Genomic DNA, 16,671 nt, shown 5'->3' with positions numbered 1-16,671 from the left:
AATCTCCTCAGGCGGCATTCTTGAGTTTCGGGTCCAGCGCATCGCGCAGGCCGTCGCCCATCAGGTTGATTGCCAGCACGCTGAGCAAAATGGTCAAGCCAGGCAGGCTCACGACCCACCAGGCGCGTTCGATGTAGTCGCGGGCCGAGGCCAGCATGGTGCCCCACTCAGGGGTCGGTGGCTGGACGCCGAGGCCGAGGAAACCCAGGGCGGCGGCGTCGAGGATCGCCGAGGAAAAGCTCAAGGTCGCCTGGACGATCAGCGGTGCCATGCAGTTGGGCAGCACGGTGATGAACATCAGGCGCGGCAGGCCGGCGCCGGCCAGGCGGGCGGCGGTCACGTAGTCGCGGTTCAGTTCGCCCATCACGGCGGCGCGGGTCAGGCGCACGTAGGACGGCAGCGAGACGATGGCGATGGCGATCACGGTGTTGATCAGGCCTGGGCCGAGGATGGCGACGATCGCCACGGCCAGCAGCAGCGACGGCAGGGCCAGCATGATGTCCATCAGGCGCATGATGGTCGGGCCGAGGATGCGCGGGAAGAACCCGGCGAACAGCCCCAGCAGGATGCCCGGAATCAACGACATCACCACCGACGACAAGCCGATCAGCAGCGACAGCCGCGAGCCCTGGATCAGCCGCGACAGCAGGTCGCGGCCCAGCTCGTCGGTGCCCAGCAGGAATTGCATCTGCCCACCTTCAAGCCACGCCGGCGGCGTGAGCAGGAAGTCGCGGTATTGCTCGCTCGGGTCATGCGGCGCGACCCACGGTGCGAAGATCGCGCAGAACACGATCAGGATCATGAACATCAGCCCGGCGACGGCGCCCTTGTTGCGGGAAAACGCCTGCCAGAATTCTTTGTACGGGGACGGGTACAGCAGGCTTTGATCGACTGCTACCGCGGTAGTTGGAGTACTCATGGTCTTGATCTCAGCGCTGGTGACGGATGCGTGGGTTGGCAAAGCCGTAGAGGATGTCCACGACGAAGTTGACCAGAATCACCAGGCAGGCGATTAACAGGATGCCGTTCTGCACCACGGGGTAGTCCCGGGCGCCGATGGCTTCGATCAGCCACTTGCCGATGCCCGGCCAGGAGAAGATCGTTTCGGTCAGGACCGCACCGGCCAGCAGCGTGCCGACTTGCAGGCCGACCACGGTCAGCACCGGGATCAGCGCGTTGCGCAGGCCATGCACGAACACCACGCGCGACGGCGACAGGCCCTTGGCCTTGGCGGTGCGGATGTAGTCTTCGCGCAACACTTCGAGCATCGAAGAGCGGGTCATGCGGGCGATCACCGCCAGCGGAATGGTGCCCAGCACGATGGCCGGCAGGATCAGGTGATGCAGGGCATCGAGGAACGCGCCCGGCTCATCGGCCAGCAGCGTGTCGATCAGCATGAAGCCGGTTTTCGGTTCGATGTCGTAGAGCAGGTCGATCCGTCCCGACACTGGCGTCCAGCCCAGGGACACCGAGAAGAACATGATCAGGATCAGGCCCCACCAGAAGATCGGCATCGAATACCCCGCCAGGGAGATGCCCATCACCCCATGGTCGAACAGGGATCCTCGCTTGAGTGCCGCGATCACCCCGGCCAGCAGGCCCAGGATACCGGCGAACAACAGGGCGGCCATGGACAGTTCCAGGGTCGCGGGAAACAGGGAGCTGAACTCGGTCCATACGCTTTCACGGGTGCGCAGCGATTCGCCGAGATCGCCATGGGCCAGTTTGCCGATGTAGTCCAGATACTGGGCATACAACGGTTTGTTGAGGCCAAGGCGTTCCATTGCCTGTGCATGCATTTCGGGATCGACCCGACGTTCGCCCATCATCACTTCCACGGGGTCGCCGGGGATCATGCGAATCAACGCGAAGGTCAGCAAGGTGATGCCGAAGAACGTGGGGATCAATAATCCCAGTCGGCGGGCAATAAAACTAAACATCTTCAGGTGTACCTCATCAGCCGGTTAGGCGTGCCCGGCAAGCCCTGGGATCAGGGATGCCGGGCGTTTTCTTATCTACTTCACCTGGGTGGTGGCGAAGTTGTTGGTGGTGAGCGGGCTAATCACGTAGCCCTCTACGTTGTTGCGCATTGCCGTGAACATGCGGGTGTGGGCCATGCTGATCCATGGCTGGTCCTGGTTGAAAATCACCTGGGCCTGCTCATAGAGCTTCGCGCGCTCCTCGGGGTTCACTGTGGCGCGTGCCTGGTCGAGCAGCGCCTGGAATTTCTCGTTGCACCAGCGCGCGTAGTTTTCGCCGTTCTTGGCGGCCTCGCAACTGAGCATAGGCGTCAGGAAGTTATCCGGGTCGCCGTTATCACCCGCCCATCCGGCGGAGACCATGTCGTGCTCGCCGTTTTTCGCGCGCTTGAGCATTTCGCCCCATTCCATCACGCGGATGTCGATCTTGATCCCGACTTTCGCCAGGTCGGCCTGCATCATTTGCGCGCCGAGCATCGGGTTGGGGTTGGTCGGGCCGCCGCCGTTGCGGGTGAACAGGGTGAACACGGTGCCTTCCGGCACGCCGGCTTCCTTGAGCAACTGGCGCGCCTTGTCGAGGTCGCGGGCCGGGTTCTTCAAGTCGTGGTTGAAGCCCAGCAGGGTTGGCGGGTACGGGTTGACCGCCGCGGTGGCGTTGCCCTTGCCGAACAGCGCGTTGACGTAGGCTTCCTTGTCGAAGGCCAGGTCGATGGCTTTGCGCACCCGCACGTCGCTCATGTACTTCTTGCTGGTGTTCAACGCGGTATACGAGACGGTCATCGCGTCCAGCTCGGTGACCTTCAGGTTCGGGTCTTTCTTGATGCTGGGGATGTCATCGGGTTTGGGGTACAGCGCGATCTGGCACTCGTTGGTCTTGAGCTTCTGCATGCGCACGTTGTTGTCGGTGGCGATGGCCAGTACCAGCGCATCGGCCGGCGGCTTGCCACGGAAGTAGTCCGGGTTGGCCTTGAAGCGAACCTGGGCGTCCTTGTTATAGCGCTGGAACACGAACGGGCCGGTGCCGATCGGCTTGCTGTTCAAGTCGCCGGCCTTGCCTGCCTTGAGCAACTGGTCGGCGTATTCAGCCGGGTAGATCGAAGAGAACGCCATGGCGATGTCGGCCAGGAACGGCGCTTCGCGGCGGGTCAGGGTGAACTTGACCGTGTGCTCGTCGACTTTCTCGACGTTTTTCAGCAGCTCCTTGAAGCCCATGCTTTCAAAGTACGGGAAACCCACGCTCGACAGTTTGTGCCAGGGGTGGTTCGGGTCCAGCTGGCGCTGGAAACTCCAGACCACATCGTCGGCGTTCATGTCGCGGGTCGGCTTGAAATAGTCGGTGGTGTGGAACTTGACGCCCTTGCGCAGGTGGAAGGTGTACGTCAGGCCGTCGTCACTGATGTCCCAGGATTCGGCCAGGGCTGGAATCACTTCAGTGGTGCCGGGCTTGAAATCGGCCAGGCGATTGAAAATGGTTTCCGCCACGGCATCGGCGGTGACTGCAGTCGTGTACTGGACCATGTCGAAGCCTTCCGGACTGGCTTCTGTGCAAACCACCAGGGGCTTGGCCGTGGCGCCAACGGCAACGCTCAGCAGCGCGGCGGCGATGGCGGCGCGTAGGGGAATCATGTTCATCGTCAATCCTCTGCAATCGGGTAAATGGCAAAAGACCGGACGGGCGACCTCGTGAGTCGACCGCCCGGTGGCAGTTTAGAGAATGTTGAACGGAATGGTGGTGACCAGGCGGAACTCGTTGAGGCTGCCGTCGGCCTGGTTTTCGCTGGCGCGGTGTGCGGTGTAGGTCGCACGGATCGCGGTGGCTTTCAGAGGACCGCTCTGTACGGCATAGGACGCGCCGACGCCGTATTCGTAGTGGTGCTCACCGTCCATGGCCCGTACGTCGCTATAACCGGTGCTGTTGTAGTGCGTACCGTCGATGCCCCAGCCACGCGCCTGGTAGATGTTGAACTTCAGGCCAGGCACGCCGTATTCGGCCATGTTCAGGCCGTAGGCGATCTGGAAGGATTTCTCGTTCGGGCCGTTGAAGTCCGACAGCAGGGAGTTGGCCAGGTAGATGCCGTTGGTTTCGTGCAGGTAGTCGAAGTACTCGTTACCGTTCACTTCCTGGTACGAGAACGTCAGGCTATGGGCCTGGTGCGTCAGGCCGAACGACAGAGAGTAGGTGTCGTTGTCGATCTCGCCCAGCTTGCTTTTGCCTGAATCCACGGTCTTGTAGTAGTTCAGGCCGGTGGTCAGGCTCAGCACCGAGCTGTCGCCCAGTTCATGGGTGGCGCCGAAGTAGTACTGGTTCCACATGTCCTCGGCTTCGGTCGCCCACAGGCTGGTCTTCAGGCTGGCCAGTGGCTGGTAGGTGATACCGGCCGTGTTGACGTGATCGGTCTCGACGCTGCTGTCACCGTATTCGGAGCGGAACTTGCGCTGGCTCTGTTCGGTACGTGGCGAGTTGCGGTCGAAGGTGGCGATGTCGAACGCCAGGTTTTCGAATTCTTCGCTGTGCAGGCTCACACCCTGGAAGCTGGAAGGCAGGGCACGGTTGCCGATCACGTCGACCATCGGGCTGCTGAAGTTCTGGCGACCGGCGGTCAGGGTGGTGTTGGACACGCGGGCCTTGAGGTTGGCCAGGCCCAGTTTGCTCCACTGGCCCACGGCGTCGCCGCCTTCGCGGGTCAGGGTACGGTTGTTGCCGGCGCCAGGGCGGGTGGTCGGTGCACCGCCGTTGTTGGACGCCAGGTCCTTGCGGTCCTGGTCCAGGGCGATGGCGTTGTAGGCGGCCAGTTCGGTGCTGAAGCCCACAGTGCCTTCAGTGAAGCCCGAGTTGTACTTGATGATGGTGCCTTGCAGCCAGTTGATCCGGCGGTCGGTCTCGCGTGCTTCGCCGTTCTTGCGATAGGTGAGTTTCGTGCCGCGCTTGAATTGCTCGTTGGCGTACCAGTTGCGCGTGCTACCCGTGACGGATTGGCCGTCGATGAAGCCCTTGGCTTCGCTTTGCTCGCTGGTGCTCTTGAGGGTCACCGGGGTGACCGCCTGGCTCTGGGATTCTGCGAAAGCCGTTGCGGTAATGCTGCTGATGGCCAAGGCCAGTATCGCGGTGCTGCTCAGTTTCATCGGTAACGCTCCTTTTTCTTTTTTTTTGTGCCGATCCTTTTGGATGATTCGGCTAACGGTTTACAACTCATTCACAGCTAGCAAACGTTTGCATCGCGCCTGATCGACGAATTCAGGCAAGACGTCTGCGTGAGGGCTTCCAGGGAAGCCCTCGCTGTGCGACTAGACGGTTATGGGTTCAGGCTGACGCCCGAGAACACGTTGCGACCGAAGGGGCTGACTTTGAACCCTTCGACTTTGGCACTCAGCGGCTGGTTGACCGTCGAGTGGGCAACAGGGGTGATCGGCACTTGCTGCTTGAGCAACTGCTGGGCCTGTTTGTAGAGCACGGTGCGCTGGTCGCGGTCGGTGACGACCTTGGCCTGCTTGATCAGCTTGTCGTAATCCTGGTCACACCACATGGAGTAGTTGTTGCCGCCAATGGCATCGCAGCTGTACAGCGTGCCCAGCCAGTTGTCCGGATCACCGTTGTCGCCGGTCCAACCGATCAGGCTGATGTCGTGCTCGCCGTTCTTGGTGCGCTTGATGTACTCGCCCCATTCATAGCTGACGATCTTCACTTTCAGGCCGATCTTCGCCCAATCCGCCTGGAGCATCTCGGCCATCAACTTGGCGTTGGGGTTGTACGGACGTTGCACGGGCATGGCCCAAAGGGTGATTTCGGTGCCTTCCTTGACGCCGGCGGCCTTGAGCAACTCCTTGGCTTTTTCCGGGTTGTAAGGCGTGTCCTTGATGGTGTCGTCGTAGGACCATTGGGTCGGTGGCATGGCGTTCTGAGCCAGTTGCCCCGCGCCCTGGTACACGGCGTTGAGAATGCCTTGCTTGTTCACCGCCATGTCCAGGGCCTGGCGCACTTCGACCTGGTCGAACGGTTTGTGACGGGTGTTGTAGGCGATGTAGCCGAGGTTGAAGCCGGGCTTCTCGATCAACTGCAACTTGGGGTCGTTCTTCAAGGCCGGCACGTCGGCCGGACGTGGATGCAGGGTGACCTGGCATTCGTTGGCCTTGAGCTTCTGTACCCGCACCGAGGCGTCGGTGTTGATGGAGAAAATCAGGTTCTTCAGTTTCACCCGTTCCGGCGCCCAATACTTATCGTTGGCGACGTAGCGGATGTTGGAGTCTTTCTGATAGCTCTTGAATTCGAACGGCCCGGTGCCGATCGGCTTCTGGTTGATGTCGCTCGGCTTGCCGCTCTTGAGCAGTTGGTCGGCGTATTCGGCCGACAGGATCGCGGCGAAGCTCATGGCGATGTTCTGGATGAACGCGGCGTCCACGCTGTTGAGGGTCATCACCACCGTCAGCGGCCCGGTCGCTTCCACCTTGGCGATGTTCTTGTTCAGGCTCATGCCGTTGAAGTACGGGAACTCGGTGGGGTAGGCCTTGCGGAACGGATGCTGCGGATCGAGCATGCGATTGAACGTGAAAAGCACGTCGTCGGCGTTGAAATCCCGGGTCGGCGTGAAGTAATCAGTCGTATGAAACTTCACTCCTTCGCGTAGGTGGAAAGTGTATTTCAAGCCGTCTTCGGAAATGTCCCAGCTCGTCGCCAGGCCCGGGACGACATTGGTCGCGCCTTTTTCGAACTCGGCCAGGCGGTTGTACAGCGGTTCGGCGGCATCGTTATCAGTCGCGGTGGTGTACTGCGCGGTGTCGAAACCGGCGGGGCTGCCTTCGGAACAGAACACCAGGCTGCCGCCGGCGGCTTGGGTGGCGGATGTCGCGGCCAACAGGCCGGTGCCCAGCAATGCGGATAAAACCAAGGTATGGCGCATGACGCTCCCTCTCTCGTTCGGGGTGTTTTACCAGTGAGCCGGTGTCTGTCCGAGGGCAGGTCCGGAGCACTGAGCTCATTCCATTGCGTAGCGATGCCGCAGGATCAGCAAGCCGTCCAGGCCCCGACGGTATGAGTCGTGGGCCTGGGGGTAAATGCGTAATGCCTGAAAGACTTGTGGGAAAAGGCGATACGTCCTAAACCAACTGCTGTGGTACGCAGTGCTTTTGGATGTAGGCGATTTCCTGAGTCTTGGCTTAAAGCAACGGCATGCCGTGGGAGCGAGCCCTGCTCGCGATGGTGTTGTTGGTACACCATCGCGCTTAAAAAAGGGGCCGCTACGCCCGAGGCGTCGGACCGGCCCAGCGGGAGCAAGCTCCCTCGCCACAGGTCACCTTATTTGCTGACGCTGACGCCGTAGAAGGAGTTCAAGCCAAATGGGCTGATCTTGAAGTCCTGCACGTTGGCGCGCATGGGTTGATACACCGTCGAGTGAGCGATAGGTGTCATCGGCACGGCATCCTTGAGGACGTGTTGTGCCTGTTTGTACAGTTCGGTGCGCTTGGCCTGGTCGGTGGTGCGCTTGGCTTCTTTCACGAGGCCGTCGAACTTCTTGTCACACCATTTGGAGAAGTTGTTGCCGGCCAGCGAGTCGCAGCCGAACAGCACGTTGAGCCAGTTGTCCGGGTCACCGTTGTCGCCGCTCCAGCCAATGATCATCGCCTGGTTCTCGCCACCTTTGGAACGCTTGATGTACTCGCCCCATTCGTAGCTGACGATGTTGACGTTCAGGCCGATCTTCTTCCAGTCGGACTGCAGCATCTCGGCCATCAGCTTGGCGTTCGGGTTGTACGGACGCTGTACCGGCATCGCCCACAAGGTGATGTTGGTGCCTTCCTTGACGCCGGCTTCCTTGAGCAGTTCCTTGGCTTTCTCAGGATCGTACTTGGCATCCTTGATGGTGGTGTCGTAGGACCATTGGGTTGGCGGCATGGCGTTGACAGCCAACTGGCCGGCGCCCTGGTAGACCGAATCGATGATCTGCGGCTTGTTGACCGCCATGTCCAACGCCTGGCGGACTTTCAGGTCTGCCAACACGTTCGGCTCGTTGCTGCCCTTGATCTTGTCCATCACGTTGTAGGCGATGTAGCCCAGGTTGAAACCCGCCTGGTCAGGCATCTTCAGTGCCTTGTCTTCCTTCAGGGCCTTGAGGTCGGCCGGGCGTGGGAAGAGGGTGATCTGGCATTCGTTTTTCTTGAGTTTCTGCATGCGCACCGACGGGTCGGTGGTGATGGCGAAGATCAGGTTGTCGATCTTCACGTCTTCAGGCTTCCAGTAGTCCTTGTTCCCGGTGTAGCGGATGTTGGAGTCTTTCTGGTAGCTCTTGAACACGAATGGGCCAGTGCCGACCGGCTTCTGGTTGATGTCCGGGGCCTTGCCATCCTTGAGCAGCTGGGCAGCGTACTCGGCGGACTGGATCGAAGCGAAGCTCATGGCCAGGTTCTGGATGAACGCAGCGTCGACATCTTTGAGGGTGAACTTGACGGTGTGGTCGTCGACTTTATCGATCTTGGTGATGTTGGTGTCCATCCCCATGTCGGTGAAGTACGGGAATTCGGTCGGGTACGCCTTACGGAAAGGGTCGTCCTTGTTGATCATGCGGTTGAACGTGAACAGCACGTCGTCGGCGTTGAATTCGCGGGTCGGCTTGAAGTACGAGGTGGTGTGGAACTTGACGCCTTCACGCAGATGGAAGGTGTAGGTGAGGCCGTCTTCGGAAATGTCCCACTTGGTGGCCAGACCAGGAATCACGGCGGTGCCGCCGCGCTCAAACTGGGTCAGGCGGTTGAACATGGTCTCTGCAGAGGCGTCGAAGTCGGTTCCGGTGGTGTACTGACCAGGGTCGAAGCCGGCCGGGCTGCCTTCGGAGCAGAACACCAGGTTAGTCGCGGCGGAAGCGAAGGGAGCGCTGGCTAACAAGCCTGCACCGACTAAAAACGGAATGACCGCGTGTTTAAGCATGTTGGCCTCATGATTTGTTGTCATTTTTGGATTTGAGGGCGACCTCGTGAGTCGTCCTGCGGATACTTATGCAGGCCCCATACCCAATGCAAGATCCAGAGCGGTTTCAAGTCTGAAACAGTGGCACGAACGTACCTTAATGTCGCATCTGTGTAACTTCTGACGCATTTGATCGTTTGCGCGCGTTTTTTAAGGGCGATTGGCGCCCTTTCCCGGTGCGCCGCGTGGCTTTGGCGCACCGGGAAAGGGCGGGTTTTACCTCTTCAAACCCACGTCGTAGAGGGGGATAGGGCTGAATGGGCTGAGTTTGAGATCCGGCCCCTTTTTGTTTATCGCTGCCGGAGGCGCCGTTATCTTCGGTCCAGGGTTCAATCGATGCACCGGCATTGCCCATGGGTCGAGGGTGGCGCCTGGCGCAACCTCTGGCTTTCTGGAGTGGCGCCTGGGGGTTTTTGCGTATGCTTCGGGGCGAGGTGGCCTGGAAGCTGACCTGGTTCTTCCGGTCGTACACCGTCGGATCTGTGGGAGCAAAGCTTGCTCGCGAGGCGGCCTGGTAGCCGACCTGGCTCTCCCGGTCATATCCCAATCCATTGTGGGAGCGAGCCTGCTCGCGAAGGCGGCCTAGTAGCCGGCCTATCTCTCACGAATGTACTCGATCAGTTGTGTGTGGGTTTGTTCGCGAAGGTGGCCTGAAAGCCCAGGTGTGAAGGCTGGTCATTTCATGCCTAAGAAAAATATTTTGACTTTTCAAGGAGGCCTAATCTTTCGCTGTCCACATTCCATAAAACGTGGACAGTTCTTTCGTGATGTTTTTGGAGATGTCAAAACTATTGTGTAGAGGTCGAAGCAATATGCCTATTTCCCGCCGACCACCAAACCCGTGGCGAGGGAGCTTGCTCCCGCTGGGGCGCGAAGCGGCCCCAACAGCAGCGACTGCATCCATCTGACGTACCGAGGCGTCAGGTTTGGGGGCTGCTTCGCAGCCCAGCGGGAGCAAGCTCCCTCGCCACGGGGGGGCAGCGCCAGTAAGTGTGATGAGTCATGCATTTATGTCGGAAGGATCACCGGCCTCGAAACGAAACATCCCACAACTTTTTAGGGTTGCCGCTCGGAAGTGGGCTCTCTAACCTTTGAATGTCGCTGCCTAATCAGCGACCGGGTGTGGAAACCTGAACCTTTAGCAGTGGCATGGCTGTATTCGTGTTGCCGACGTCTGGTTTCGTCTGCAAACTGCGTCTTGGCGGCTGTGCGTGGGCAGACTTCGGTCTGGCCGGGTCCTGCTAACCGGTATTTCCACCCCGCGTACCGCTGCCACCTTTTGTCGCGTGGAAACGACACAAGAATGGCTCCAACTTTTAAGCAGGAGTATTGAATATGGATAAGTCAGTCCCCGACCCACCCTTCAACAAAACCAACCCCCTTTCCGGCTTCGACTCCATCGAAGACCTACTCAAAGACCGCGCCGCCGCCGAGCGCGCCCTCAATCATTACCTCAACCCCAAACCTCCAGAGCCAAGCACCGATCAGCGCATCGACAGCCTGTTTTCCGTCACCGCCAAAGCCGACGCCGACACACTACTGACCAGCACCTCCGAAACCCTGGCCTCGATAAAAGCCATGGCCGAGGACCTCGCTTTCGAAGTGGAGGGCACGCGGCGCAGCGTGGCGCTGGGGATTCATCAGTTGGTGGAGTTGTGCCAGTTGCTGGTGGACAAGGCGTTGGATCAGCTCGAAGCACCGGCCAGCCCTGCACCGTGACAACCCCCTGTGGCGAGGGAGCTTGCTCCCGCTGGGGCGCGAAGCGGCCCCAACAGCGGCAACTGTATCCATCTGATACACCGAGGTGTCAGGTTTGGGTCTGCTGCGCAGCCCAGCGGGAGCAAGCTCCCTCGCCACAGAGCAGGAGTTTCAGCCAGTAACGAACTGGCTGAAACCCTGCCAACTTTATTGCATCAACACCTCAATCGCCCCATCCGCCGTCATCGTCACCTTGCTGGTGCCCGCTTCCACCTCAGGCGTCACCGACTCGGCATCCATCGACGCCGCTTTCATCATCATCTGCGGGCGCATGTACGGTTGTGGATAACCGGTGGAGTTGAGGTTCAGGTTGACGATCTTATAACCCTTGCCACCCAAGGCTTCAGTGGCCAGTTGGGCGCGGGCCTTGAAGGCGTTGACGGCGTCCTTGAGCAGGGCGTCCTCGCTGGTCTGGCGGGTGGCGGTGGCGATGGCGAAGTCCATGCCGGCCATTTTCATGTCGGTGAGCAATTCGCCGGTGAGTTTGGACAGGGCGGCGAAGTCGGCGCTTTCCAGGCGCAGTTCCGCGCGTTCGCGCCAACCGGTGATTTTCCCACCTTTGTTGTCGTAGATCGGGTAGCTGTTGCGACTGCCCTGGCTCAAGTTGATGCCCTTGACCTGTTTGGCCTGGCCGATGGCTTTGTTCAGGGTGGTGCTGACGGCGGCGGCGAGTTTGGCCGGGTCGGTGTTCTGTTCTTCGGTGTAGAGGGTGACGATCATCAGGTCGCGGGCCACTTCCTGGCTGGCTTCGGCGCGCAGGGAGATCTGGTTGTAGTGCAGCTCATCGGCGCCCAGGGCCGGCAGGCTGGCGACGGTGCCGAGGCTGAGGGCGAGCAGGGCGGCGGGGCGACTGAACGTGTGCATGAAAGCTCCTTGGGATGATGCGCAGGGGTTGGTTCCGGGCCTGCGTGAACGATAAGACTCTAGCGTTTATGGTTGGGTTCGCACAGTTACAACTTCTATACAGATGCGAAGGTTGGTGGAGCTTTTGTGGCGAGGGAGCTTGCTCCCGCTCGGCTGCGTAGCAGTCGTAGTCTTTTGGGCCTGCTGCGCAGTCCAGCGGGAGCAAGCTCCCTCGCCACAGGGGGTTATAGGTAGCATGCGGGGCTGTGGCGCTTTGCCGCATATCTGCCGCTGCAACCCCCGCCTTGGTTATACTCCGTGCGATTCGCCTGGAGCGCTCATCAGGAGAGCTCATGCTCGCCCCCTTGCAAATGACTTCCGCCTCTCGCCAGAACCTCTGGCGCCTGACATTCATCCGCATCCTGGTCCTGGCGGCCCAGGCCGGTTCCGTGGGGCTCGCCTATTGGTTCGACCTGCTGCCGCTGCCCTGGCTGCAACTGGCGATCACCCTGGTCTGTTCCAGCGTGCTGTGCGCGCTGACGGCGATTCGCCTGCGCGCGTCCTGGCCGGTGACCGAGCTTGAATACGCCGTACAGCTGGCCTGCGATCTGTTTATCCACAGTGCGCTGCTGTATTTCTCCGGCGGCTCCACCAATCCTTTTGTCTCCTATTACCTGGTGCCGCTGACCATCGCCGCCGTGACGTTGCCGTGGCGGTATTCGCTCATCCTTTCCGGCATCGCCCTGGCGCTGTACACCTTGCTGCTGGCGCGTTTCTATCCGCTGGAAACCTTCCCCATCGCCCGGGAAAACCTGCAGATCTACGGTATGTGGCTGAGTTTCGCCCTGGCCGCGGCGGTCATCACGTTTTTTGCCGCGCGCATGGCCGAGGAGCTGCGTCGCCAGGAGGAGCTGCGGGCGATCCGCCGCGAAGAAGGCCTGCGGGACGAGCAACTATTGGCCGTAGCGACCCAGGCCGCCGGTGCCGCCCATGAGTTGGGCACGCCGCTGGCGACCATGAGTGTGCTGCTCAAGGAAATGCGCCAGGATCATAAAGACCCGGCGTTGCAGGAAGACCTCGGCGTGTTGCAGGACCAGGTCAAGCTCTGCAAGGAAACCCTGCAATACCTGGTGCGCGCCGCCGAGGCCAACCGCCGGCTGGACATCGACATGCAGGCGGTCACCTTCTGGCTCGATGATGCCCTGAATCGCTGGCATTTGATGCGTCCGGAGGCCAGTTATCGCTTCCAGTGCCTGGGCAAGGGCACGGTGCCACGCATGGCGCCGCCGCCGGATTTGACCCAGGCCTTGCTGAACCTGTTGAACAATGCCGCCGACGCCTGCCCCGAAGGTTTGGAAGTGGTATTGGATTGGGATGCCTATGAATTGACGATCTGTATCCGCGACCACGGCGCCGGTGTGCCGCTGGCGATTGCCGAGCAGATCGGCAAACCGTTTTTCACGACCAAGGGCAAGGGTTTCGGCCTGGGCCTGTTCTTGAGCAAAGCCAGCGTGACACGCGCCGGCGGCTCGGTGAAACTCTACCCCCATGAGGAAGGCGGCACGCTCACCGAGCTGCGCCTGCCCCATGCCGACCGAGGAGACGAAACATGAGTGACGAGATCCAAGTCGACGGCGAAGAACTGCCGCACCTGCTGCTGGTGGACGACGACGCCACCTTCACCCGCGTCATGGCCCGGGCCATGTCCCGTCGCGGTTTTCGCGTGAGCACTGCAGGTTCTGCCGAGGAGGGCCTGACCATCGCCCAGGCCGACTTGCCGGACTACGCCGCCCTCGACCTGAAGATGGACGGCGATTCGGGCCTGGTACTGCTGCCCAAACTGCTGGAGCTGGACCCGGAGATGCGCGTGGTGATCCTCACCGGTTATTCGAGCATCGCCACCGCGGTCGAGGCCATCAAGCGCGGCGCTTGCAATTACCTGTGCAAACCAGCGGATGCCGATGACGTGCTGGCGGCGCTGCTGTCCGAACACGCCGACCTCGACACCCTGGTGCCGGAAAACCCCATGTCGGTGGATCGCCTGCAATGGGAACACATCCAGCGCGTGCTGACCGAGCACGAAGGCAATATCTCCGCCACCGCCCGCGCCTTGGGCATGCATCGGCGGACCTTGCAGCGCAAATTGCAAAAGCGCCCGGTACGTCGCTGAACCTGCGCTGAACAAATGCTGTCCACCCTCGCGACACATCGGGCCGTTGCTTTATGATCGGCCCGAGTTTTTTCTCCTATGAGCCTTAACCATGAATCAGAACGCTGAATATTCCGCGGTCAATGACGCGGTGCGCGGCCAGTTTTTCCGCCGTGTCTGGCAGATGACCACGCCGTACTGGCGCAGTGAGGAGAAGGGCAAGGCCTGGACGCTGTTGATTGCCGTGATCGCGCTGTCGTTGTTCAGCGTGGCAATCTCGGTGTGGGTCAACAGTTGGTACAGGGACTTCTATAACGCCCTCCAAGAGAAGGACACTGCGGCATTCTGGCGGTTGATCCTGTATTTCTGCGGCATTGCGGCGGTGGCGATCCTCGGCGCGGTGTACCGTTTGTACCTCACGCAGATGCTCACCATCCGCTGGCGGGCCTGGCTCACCGAGCAGCATTTTGCCCGCTGGCTCAACAACAAGAATTACTACCGGCTGGAGCAGGGCGGCTATACCGATAACCCCGACCAGCGGATTTCCGAAGACCTCAACAGTTTCACCTCCAACACACTGGAACTGGGCTTGGGGCTGCTTCGCACGGTCGTCAGCCTAGTGTCGTTCTCGATTATCTTGTGGGGCGTGTCAGGCAGCATCGAAGTGTTCGGCTACACCATCCCCGGCTACATGTTCTGGGCTGCGTTGGTGTATGCGGCGGTGGGCAGTTGGCTGACGCACCTGATCGGCCGTCGCCTGATCGGCCTGAACAACAACCAGCAGCGTTTCGAAGCCGACCTGCGTTTCTCCATGGTGCGGGTGCGCGAGAACGCCGAGAGCATTGCGCTGTATGGCGGCGAGCCCAACGAGAATCGTCGCCTGAGCGGTCGTTTCGGCCTGGTCTGGCACAACTTCTGGGACATCATGCGCGTGTCCAAGCGCCTGACGTTCTTCACGTCCGGCTACGGCCAGATCGCGATCATCTTCCCGTTCATCGTCGCCGCGCCGCGTTATTTCGCGGGCAAGATCCAGCTGGGCGAGCTCATGCAGATCAACTCCGCGTTCGGTAACGTGCAGGAGAACTTCAGTTGGTTCATCACCGCCTACGCCAACCTCGCCGCGTGGCGTGCCACCTGTGATCGTCTGCTGAGTTTCCGCCAGGCGATGAGTGACAACGAAGACCGCGTGCCGGCCATCGATGTGCAGAACCAGGGCGACGCGTTGGCGGTCCGCAACCTCGGGTTGGACTTGGCTGACGGGCGTCATCTGCTCGACAACGCCGATATGAATGTGGAATCTGGCGAGCGGGTCATGCTCAGCGGTCGTTCCGGCAGCGGCAAATCCACCCTGTTGCGCGCAATGGGGCATTTGTGGCCTGCGGGGCACGGGATGATCCGGCTTCCGGCGGCGCGCTACTTGTTCCTGCCGCAAAAACCCTACCTGCCGATTGGCAGCCTGCGGGAAGTGTTGAGTTATCCACAGGCCGGCGACGTCTACCCCAACGAACGTTATGCACAGGTGCTGGAAACCTGCCGCCTGCCGCACCTGATCCCGCGCCTGGACGAAAGCAACCACTGGCAGCGCATGCTCTCGCCTGGCGAGCAACAACGCCTGGCCTTTGCCCGCGCATTGCTTTATGCGCCGCTTTGGTTGTACATGGACGAAGCGACCTCGGCGATGGATGAAGAAGACGAGGCGACGCTGTATCAGGCGCTTATCGACCAGTTGCCGGGGCTGAGCATTGTCAGCGTTGGTCACCGAAGCAGTTTGAAACGGTTCCATCCGCGACATGTGCGTATCGAAAATGGCCAACTGGTGGAGCGCACCGTAACCGCCTGACCACCGAAAAACCTGTGGGAGCGGGCTTGCTCGCGAAGGCGGGGTGTCAGTTGACATTGATGTATCTGACCCGCCGCCTTCGCGAGCAAGCCCGCTCCCACAAGGGTTTGGGGTGAACCGGGTGTTTAGCTCTACAACCGATCCCATGTGGGAGCGAGCCCGCTCGCGATGCAGCCGACTCGGTGCCAGCACCCGACTCGCCACTGCACCCCCGGTGATCGTACAACCACGTTGCGCTATGATGTTGCCATTCAGCCGTTTACCGAGACACAGCCCCATGGAAACCCCGATCGAAGTACCACGCTTTCCCCGCAAGCGCCGCAGCCTGGCGCAGGAGCTGGTGACGGTGCTGACCGAGCAGATTCGCGACGGTCTGCTCAAGCGCGGTGATAAATTGCCCACCGAGTCGGCGATCATGGAAGCCCATGGCGTCAGCCGCACCGTGGTGCGCGAGGCGATTTCCCGGTTGCAGGCGGCCGGCCAGGTGGAAACTCGCCATGGCATCGGCACCTTCGTGCTGGACACGCCCAGCCCGAGCGGTTTCCGCATCGACCCGGCTACCGTGGTTACCTTGCGGGACGTGCTGGCGATCCTGGAATTGCGCATCAGCCTGGAAGTGGAATCCGCTGGGCTCGCGGCGCAGCGTCGCAGCGACGAGCAACTCGCGGCGATGCGGGCGGCGCTCGACGCCTTGAACGAAAGCGCGGCCCATGCCAGCGACGCGGTGGCCTCGGACTTCGCCTTCCACCTGGAAATCGCCCTGTCCACCGGCAACCGCTACTTCACCGACATCATGACCCACCTGGGCACCAGCATCATCCCGCGTACCCGGCTGAACTCGGCGCGCCTGGCCCATGACGACCACCAGCACTACATGGATCGCCTGAGCCGCGAGCACGAGGAAATCTACGAAGCCATCGCTCGCCAGGACTCCGACGCGGCCCGTGCGGCCATGCGTTTGCACCTGACCAACAGCCGCGAACGGCTGCGCCAGGCCCATGAAGAGGCGCAGGCGCAGGGTTAAGGCGCTTCGCTATTCTATGTGGCAGGGGCGTTTTTGTGGCGAGGGAGCTTGCTCCCGCTGGGCTGCGCAGCAGACCCAAACCTGACTCCTCGATGGATCAGATAAATTGCAGTCGCTGCTGTC

At 60.9% G+C, this 16,671-nt stretch carries 12 protein-coding genes; 5 read left to right on the top strand and 7 right to left on the bottom strand.

Going from position 1 to position 16,671, the window contains the following annotated elements; translation table 11 throughout:
• Nucleotides 1-7: 7 nt before the first annotated feature.
• From HU767_RS10755 to HU767_RS10730, 6 genes are all read right to left on the bottom strand, one after another.
• On the bottom strand, nucleotides 8-919 hold the full coding sequence (locus tag HU767_RS10755) for an ABC transporter permease subunit (protein ID WP_186706009.1): 912 nt from the start codon (nucleotides 917-919) through the stop codon (nucleotides 8-10).
• Nucleotides 920-929: 10 nt separating this feature from the next.
• Nucleotides 930-1,940, bottom strand: a complete 1,011-nt coding sequence (locus tag HU767_RS10750) for an ABC transporter permease subunit (RefSeq protein ID WP_030139822.1) — start codon at nucleotides 1,938-1,940, stop codon at nucleotides 930-932.
• A 75-nt stretch (nucleotides 1,941-2,015) separates the two neighbouring features.
• Nucleotides 2,016-3,611, bottom strand: coding sequence for an ABC transporter substrate-binding protein (locus HU767_RS10745; RefSeq protein ID WP_186729507.1), 1,596 nt, complete (start codon nucleotides 3,609-3,611; stop codon nucleotides 2,016-2,018).
• A 75-nt stretch (nucleotides 3,612-3,686) separates the two neighbouring features.
• Entirely contained in the window at nucleotides 3,687-5,102 is a 1,416-nt protein-coding gene (locus tag HU767_RS10740) for an OprD family porin (RefSeq protein WP_186729506.1), read from the bottom strand.
• Nucleotides 5,103-5,272: 170 nt separating this feature from the next.
• Nucleotides 5,273-6,874, bottom strand: coding sequence for an ABC transporter substrate-binding protein (locus tag HU767_RS10735; protein WP_186706012.1), 1,602 nt, complete (start codon nucleotides 6,872-6,874; stop codon nucleotides 5,273-5,275).
• A gap of 395 nt (nucleotides 6,875-7,269) precedes the next feature.
• Complete coding sequence (locus HU767_RS10730; RefSeq protein ID WP_186729505.1) at nucleotides 7,270-8,895, bottom strand: ABC transporter substrate-binding protein; 1,626 nt, start codon at nucleotides 8,893-8,895, stop codon at nucleotides 7,270-7,272.
• 1,374 nt (nucleotides 8,896-10,269) lie between these two features.
• Here HU767_RS10730 and HU767_RS10725 point away from each other — a divergent pair.
• Complete coding sequence (locus HU767_RS10725; RefSeq protein WP_186710780.1) at nucleotides 10,270-10,653, top strand: DUF6124 family protein; 384 nt, start codon at nucleotides 10,270-10,272, stop codon at nucleotides 10,651-10,653.
• Between the two features lie 186 nt (nucleotides 10,654-10,839).
• Here the strand turns inward: HU767_RS10725 and HU767_RS10720 are convergent, their stop codons facing one another.
• Entirely contained in the window at nucleotides 10,840-11,556 is a 717-nt protein-coding gene (locus HU767_RS10720) for an SIMPL domain-containing protein (protein WP_186729504.1), read from the bottom strand.
• Between the two features lie 332 nt (nucleotides 11,557-11,888).
• Here HU767_RS10720 and HU767_RS10715 point away from each other — a divergent pair, with 332 nt between their 5' ends.
• The 4 genes from HU767_RS10715 to HU767_RS10700 all read left to right on the top strand — a co-directional run bounded on the left by HU767_RS10715 (nucleotide 11,889) and on the right by HU767_RS10700 (nucleotide 16,548).
• On the top strand, nucleotides 11,889-13,148 hold the full coding sequence (locus tag HU767_RS10715; RefSeq protein ID WP_186710791.1) for an ATP-binding protein: 1,260 nt from the start codon (nucleotides 11,889-11,891) through the stop codon (nucleotides 13,146-13,148).
• On the top strand, nucleotides 13,145-13,705 hold the full coding sequence (locus tag HU767_RS10710; RefSeq protein WP_003177957.1) for a response regulator transcription factor: 561 nt from the start codon (nucleotides 13,145-13,147) through the stop codon (nucleotides 13,703-13,705). The genes HU767_RS10715 and HU767_RS10710 overlap by 4 nt, the downstream gene beginning before the upstream one ends.
• A gap of 91 nt (nucleotides 13,706-13,796) precedes the next feature.
• Entirely contained in the window at nucleotides 13,797-15,524 is a 1,728-nt protein-coding gene (locus HU767_RS10705; RefSeq protein ID WP_186729503.1) for an ABC transporter ATP-binding protein/permease, read from the top strand.
• A gap of 277 nt (nucleotides 15,525-15,801) precedes the next feature.
• The gene (locus HU767_RS10700; RefSeq protein ID WP_186710795.1) at nucleotides 15,802-16,548 is read left to right on the top strand and encodes a FadR/GntR family transcriptional regulator; all 747 of its coding nucleotides are present in this window, start codon (nucleotides 15,802-15,804) and stop codon (nucleotides 16,546-16,548) included.
• Nucleotides 16,549-16,671 lie beyond the last annotated feature (123 nt).

The organism is Pseudomonas sp. SWRI179, from assembly GCF_014268705.1.
GTDB classification, from domain to species: Bacteria; Pseudomonadota; Gammaproteobacteria; order Pseudomonadales; family Pseudomonadaceae; genus Aquipseudomonas; species Aquipseudomonas zanjanensis.
The sequence above is the reverse complement of the archived record's forward strand: the minus strand, read 5'-3'. Positions and strand labels throughout refer to the sequence as shown.

What these genes read in the sequence shown, in the direction of transcription:
- HU767_RS10725 (WP_186710780.1), top strand. Translation starts at nt 10,270, where the DNA reads ATGGATAAGTCAGTCCCCGACCCACCCTTCAACAAAACCAACCCCCTT.
- HU767_RS10730 (WP_186729505.1), bottom strand. Translation starts at nt 8,895, where the DNA reads ATGCTTAAACACGCGGTCATTCCGTTTTTAGTCGGTGCAGGCTTGTTA.
- HU767_RS10745 (WP_186729507.1), bottom strand. Translation starts at nt 3,611, where the DNA reads ATGAACATGATTCCCCTACGCGCCGCCATCGCCGCCGCGCTGCTGAGC.
- HU767_RS10735 (WP_186706012.1), bottom strand. Translation starts at nt 6,874, where the DNA reads ATGCGCCATACCTTGGTTTTATCCGCATTGCTGGGCACCGGCCTGTTG.
- HU767_RS10705 (WP_186729503.1), top strand. Translation starts at nt 13,797, where the DNA reads ATGAATCAGAACGCTGAATATTCCGCGGTCAATGACGCGGTGCGCGGC.
- HU767_RS10700 (WP_186710795.1), top strand. Translation starts at nt 15,802, where the DNA reads ATGGAAACCCCGATCGAAGTACCACGCTTTCCCCGCAAGCGCCGCAGC.
- HU767_RS10740 (WP_186729506.1), bottom strand. Translation starts at nt 5,102, where the DNA reads ATGAAACTGAGCAGCACCGCGATACTGGCCTTGGCCATCAGCAGCATT.
- HU767_RS10715 (WP_186710791.1), top strand. Translation starts at nt 11,889, where the DNA reads ATGCTCGCCCCCTTGCAAATGACTTCCGCCTCTCGCCAGAACCTCTGG.
- HU767_RS10755 (WP_186706009.1), bottom strand. Translation starts at nt 919, where the DNA reads ATGAGTACTCCAACTACCGCGGTAGCAGTCGATCAAAGCCTGCTGTAC.
- HU767_RS10720 (WP_186729504.1), bottom strand. Translation starts at nt 11,556, where the DNA reads ATGCACACGTTCAGTCGCCCCGCCGCCCTGCTCGCCCTCAGCCTCGGC.
- HU767_RS10750 (WP_030139822.1), bottom strand. Translation starts at nt 1,940, where the DNA reads ATGTTTAGTTTTATTGCCCGCCGACTGGGATTATTGATCCCCACGTTC.
- HU767_RS10710 (WP_003177957.1), top strand. Translation starts at nt 13,145, where the DNA reads ATGAGTGACGAGATCCAAGTCGACGGCGAAGAACTGCCGCACCTGCTG.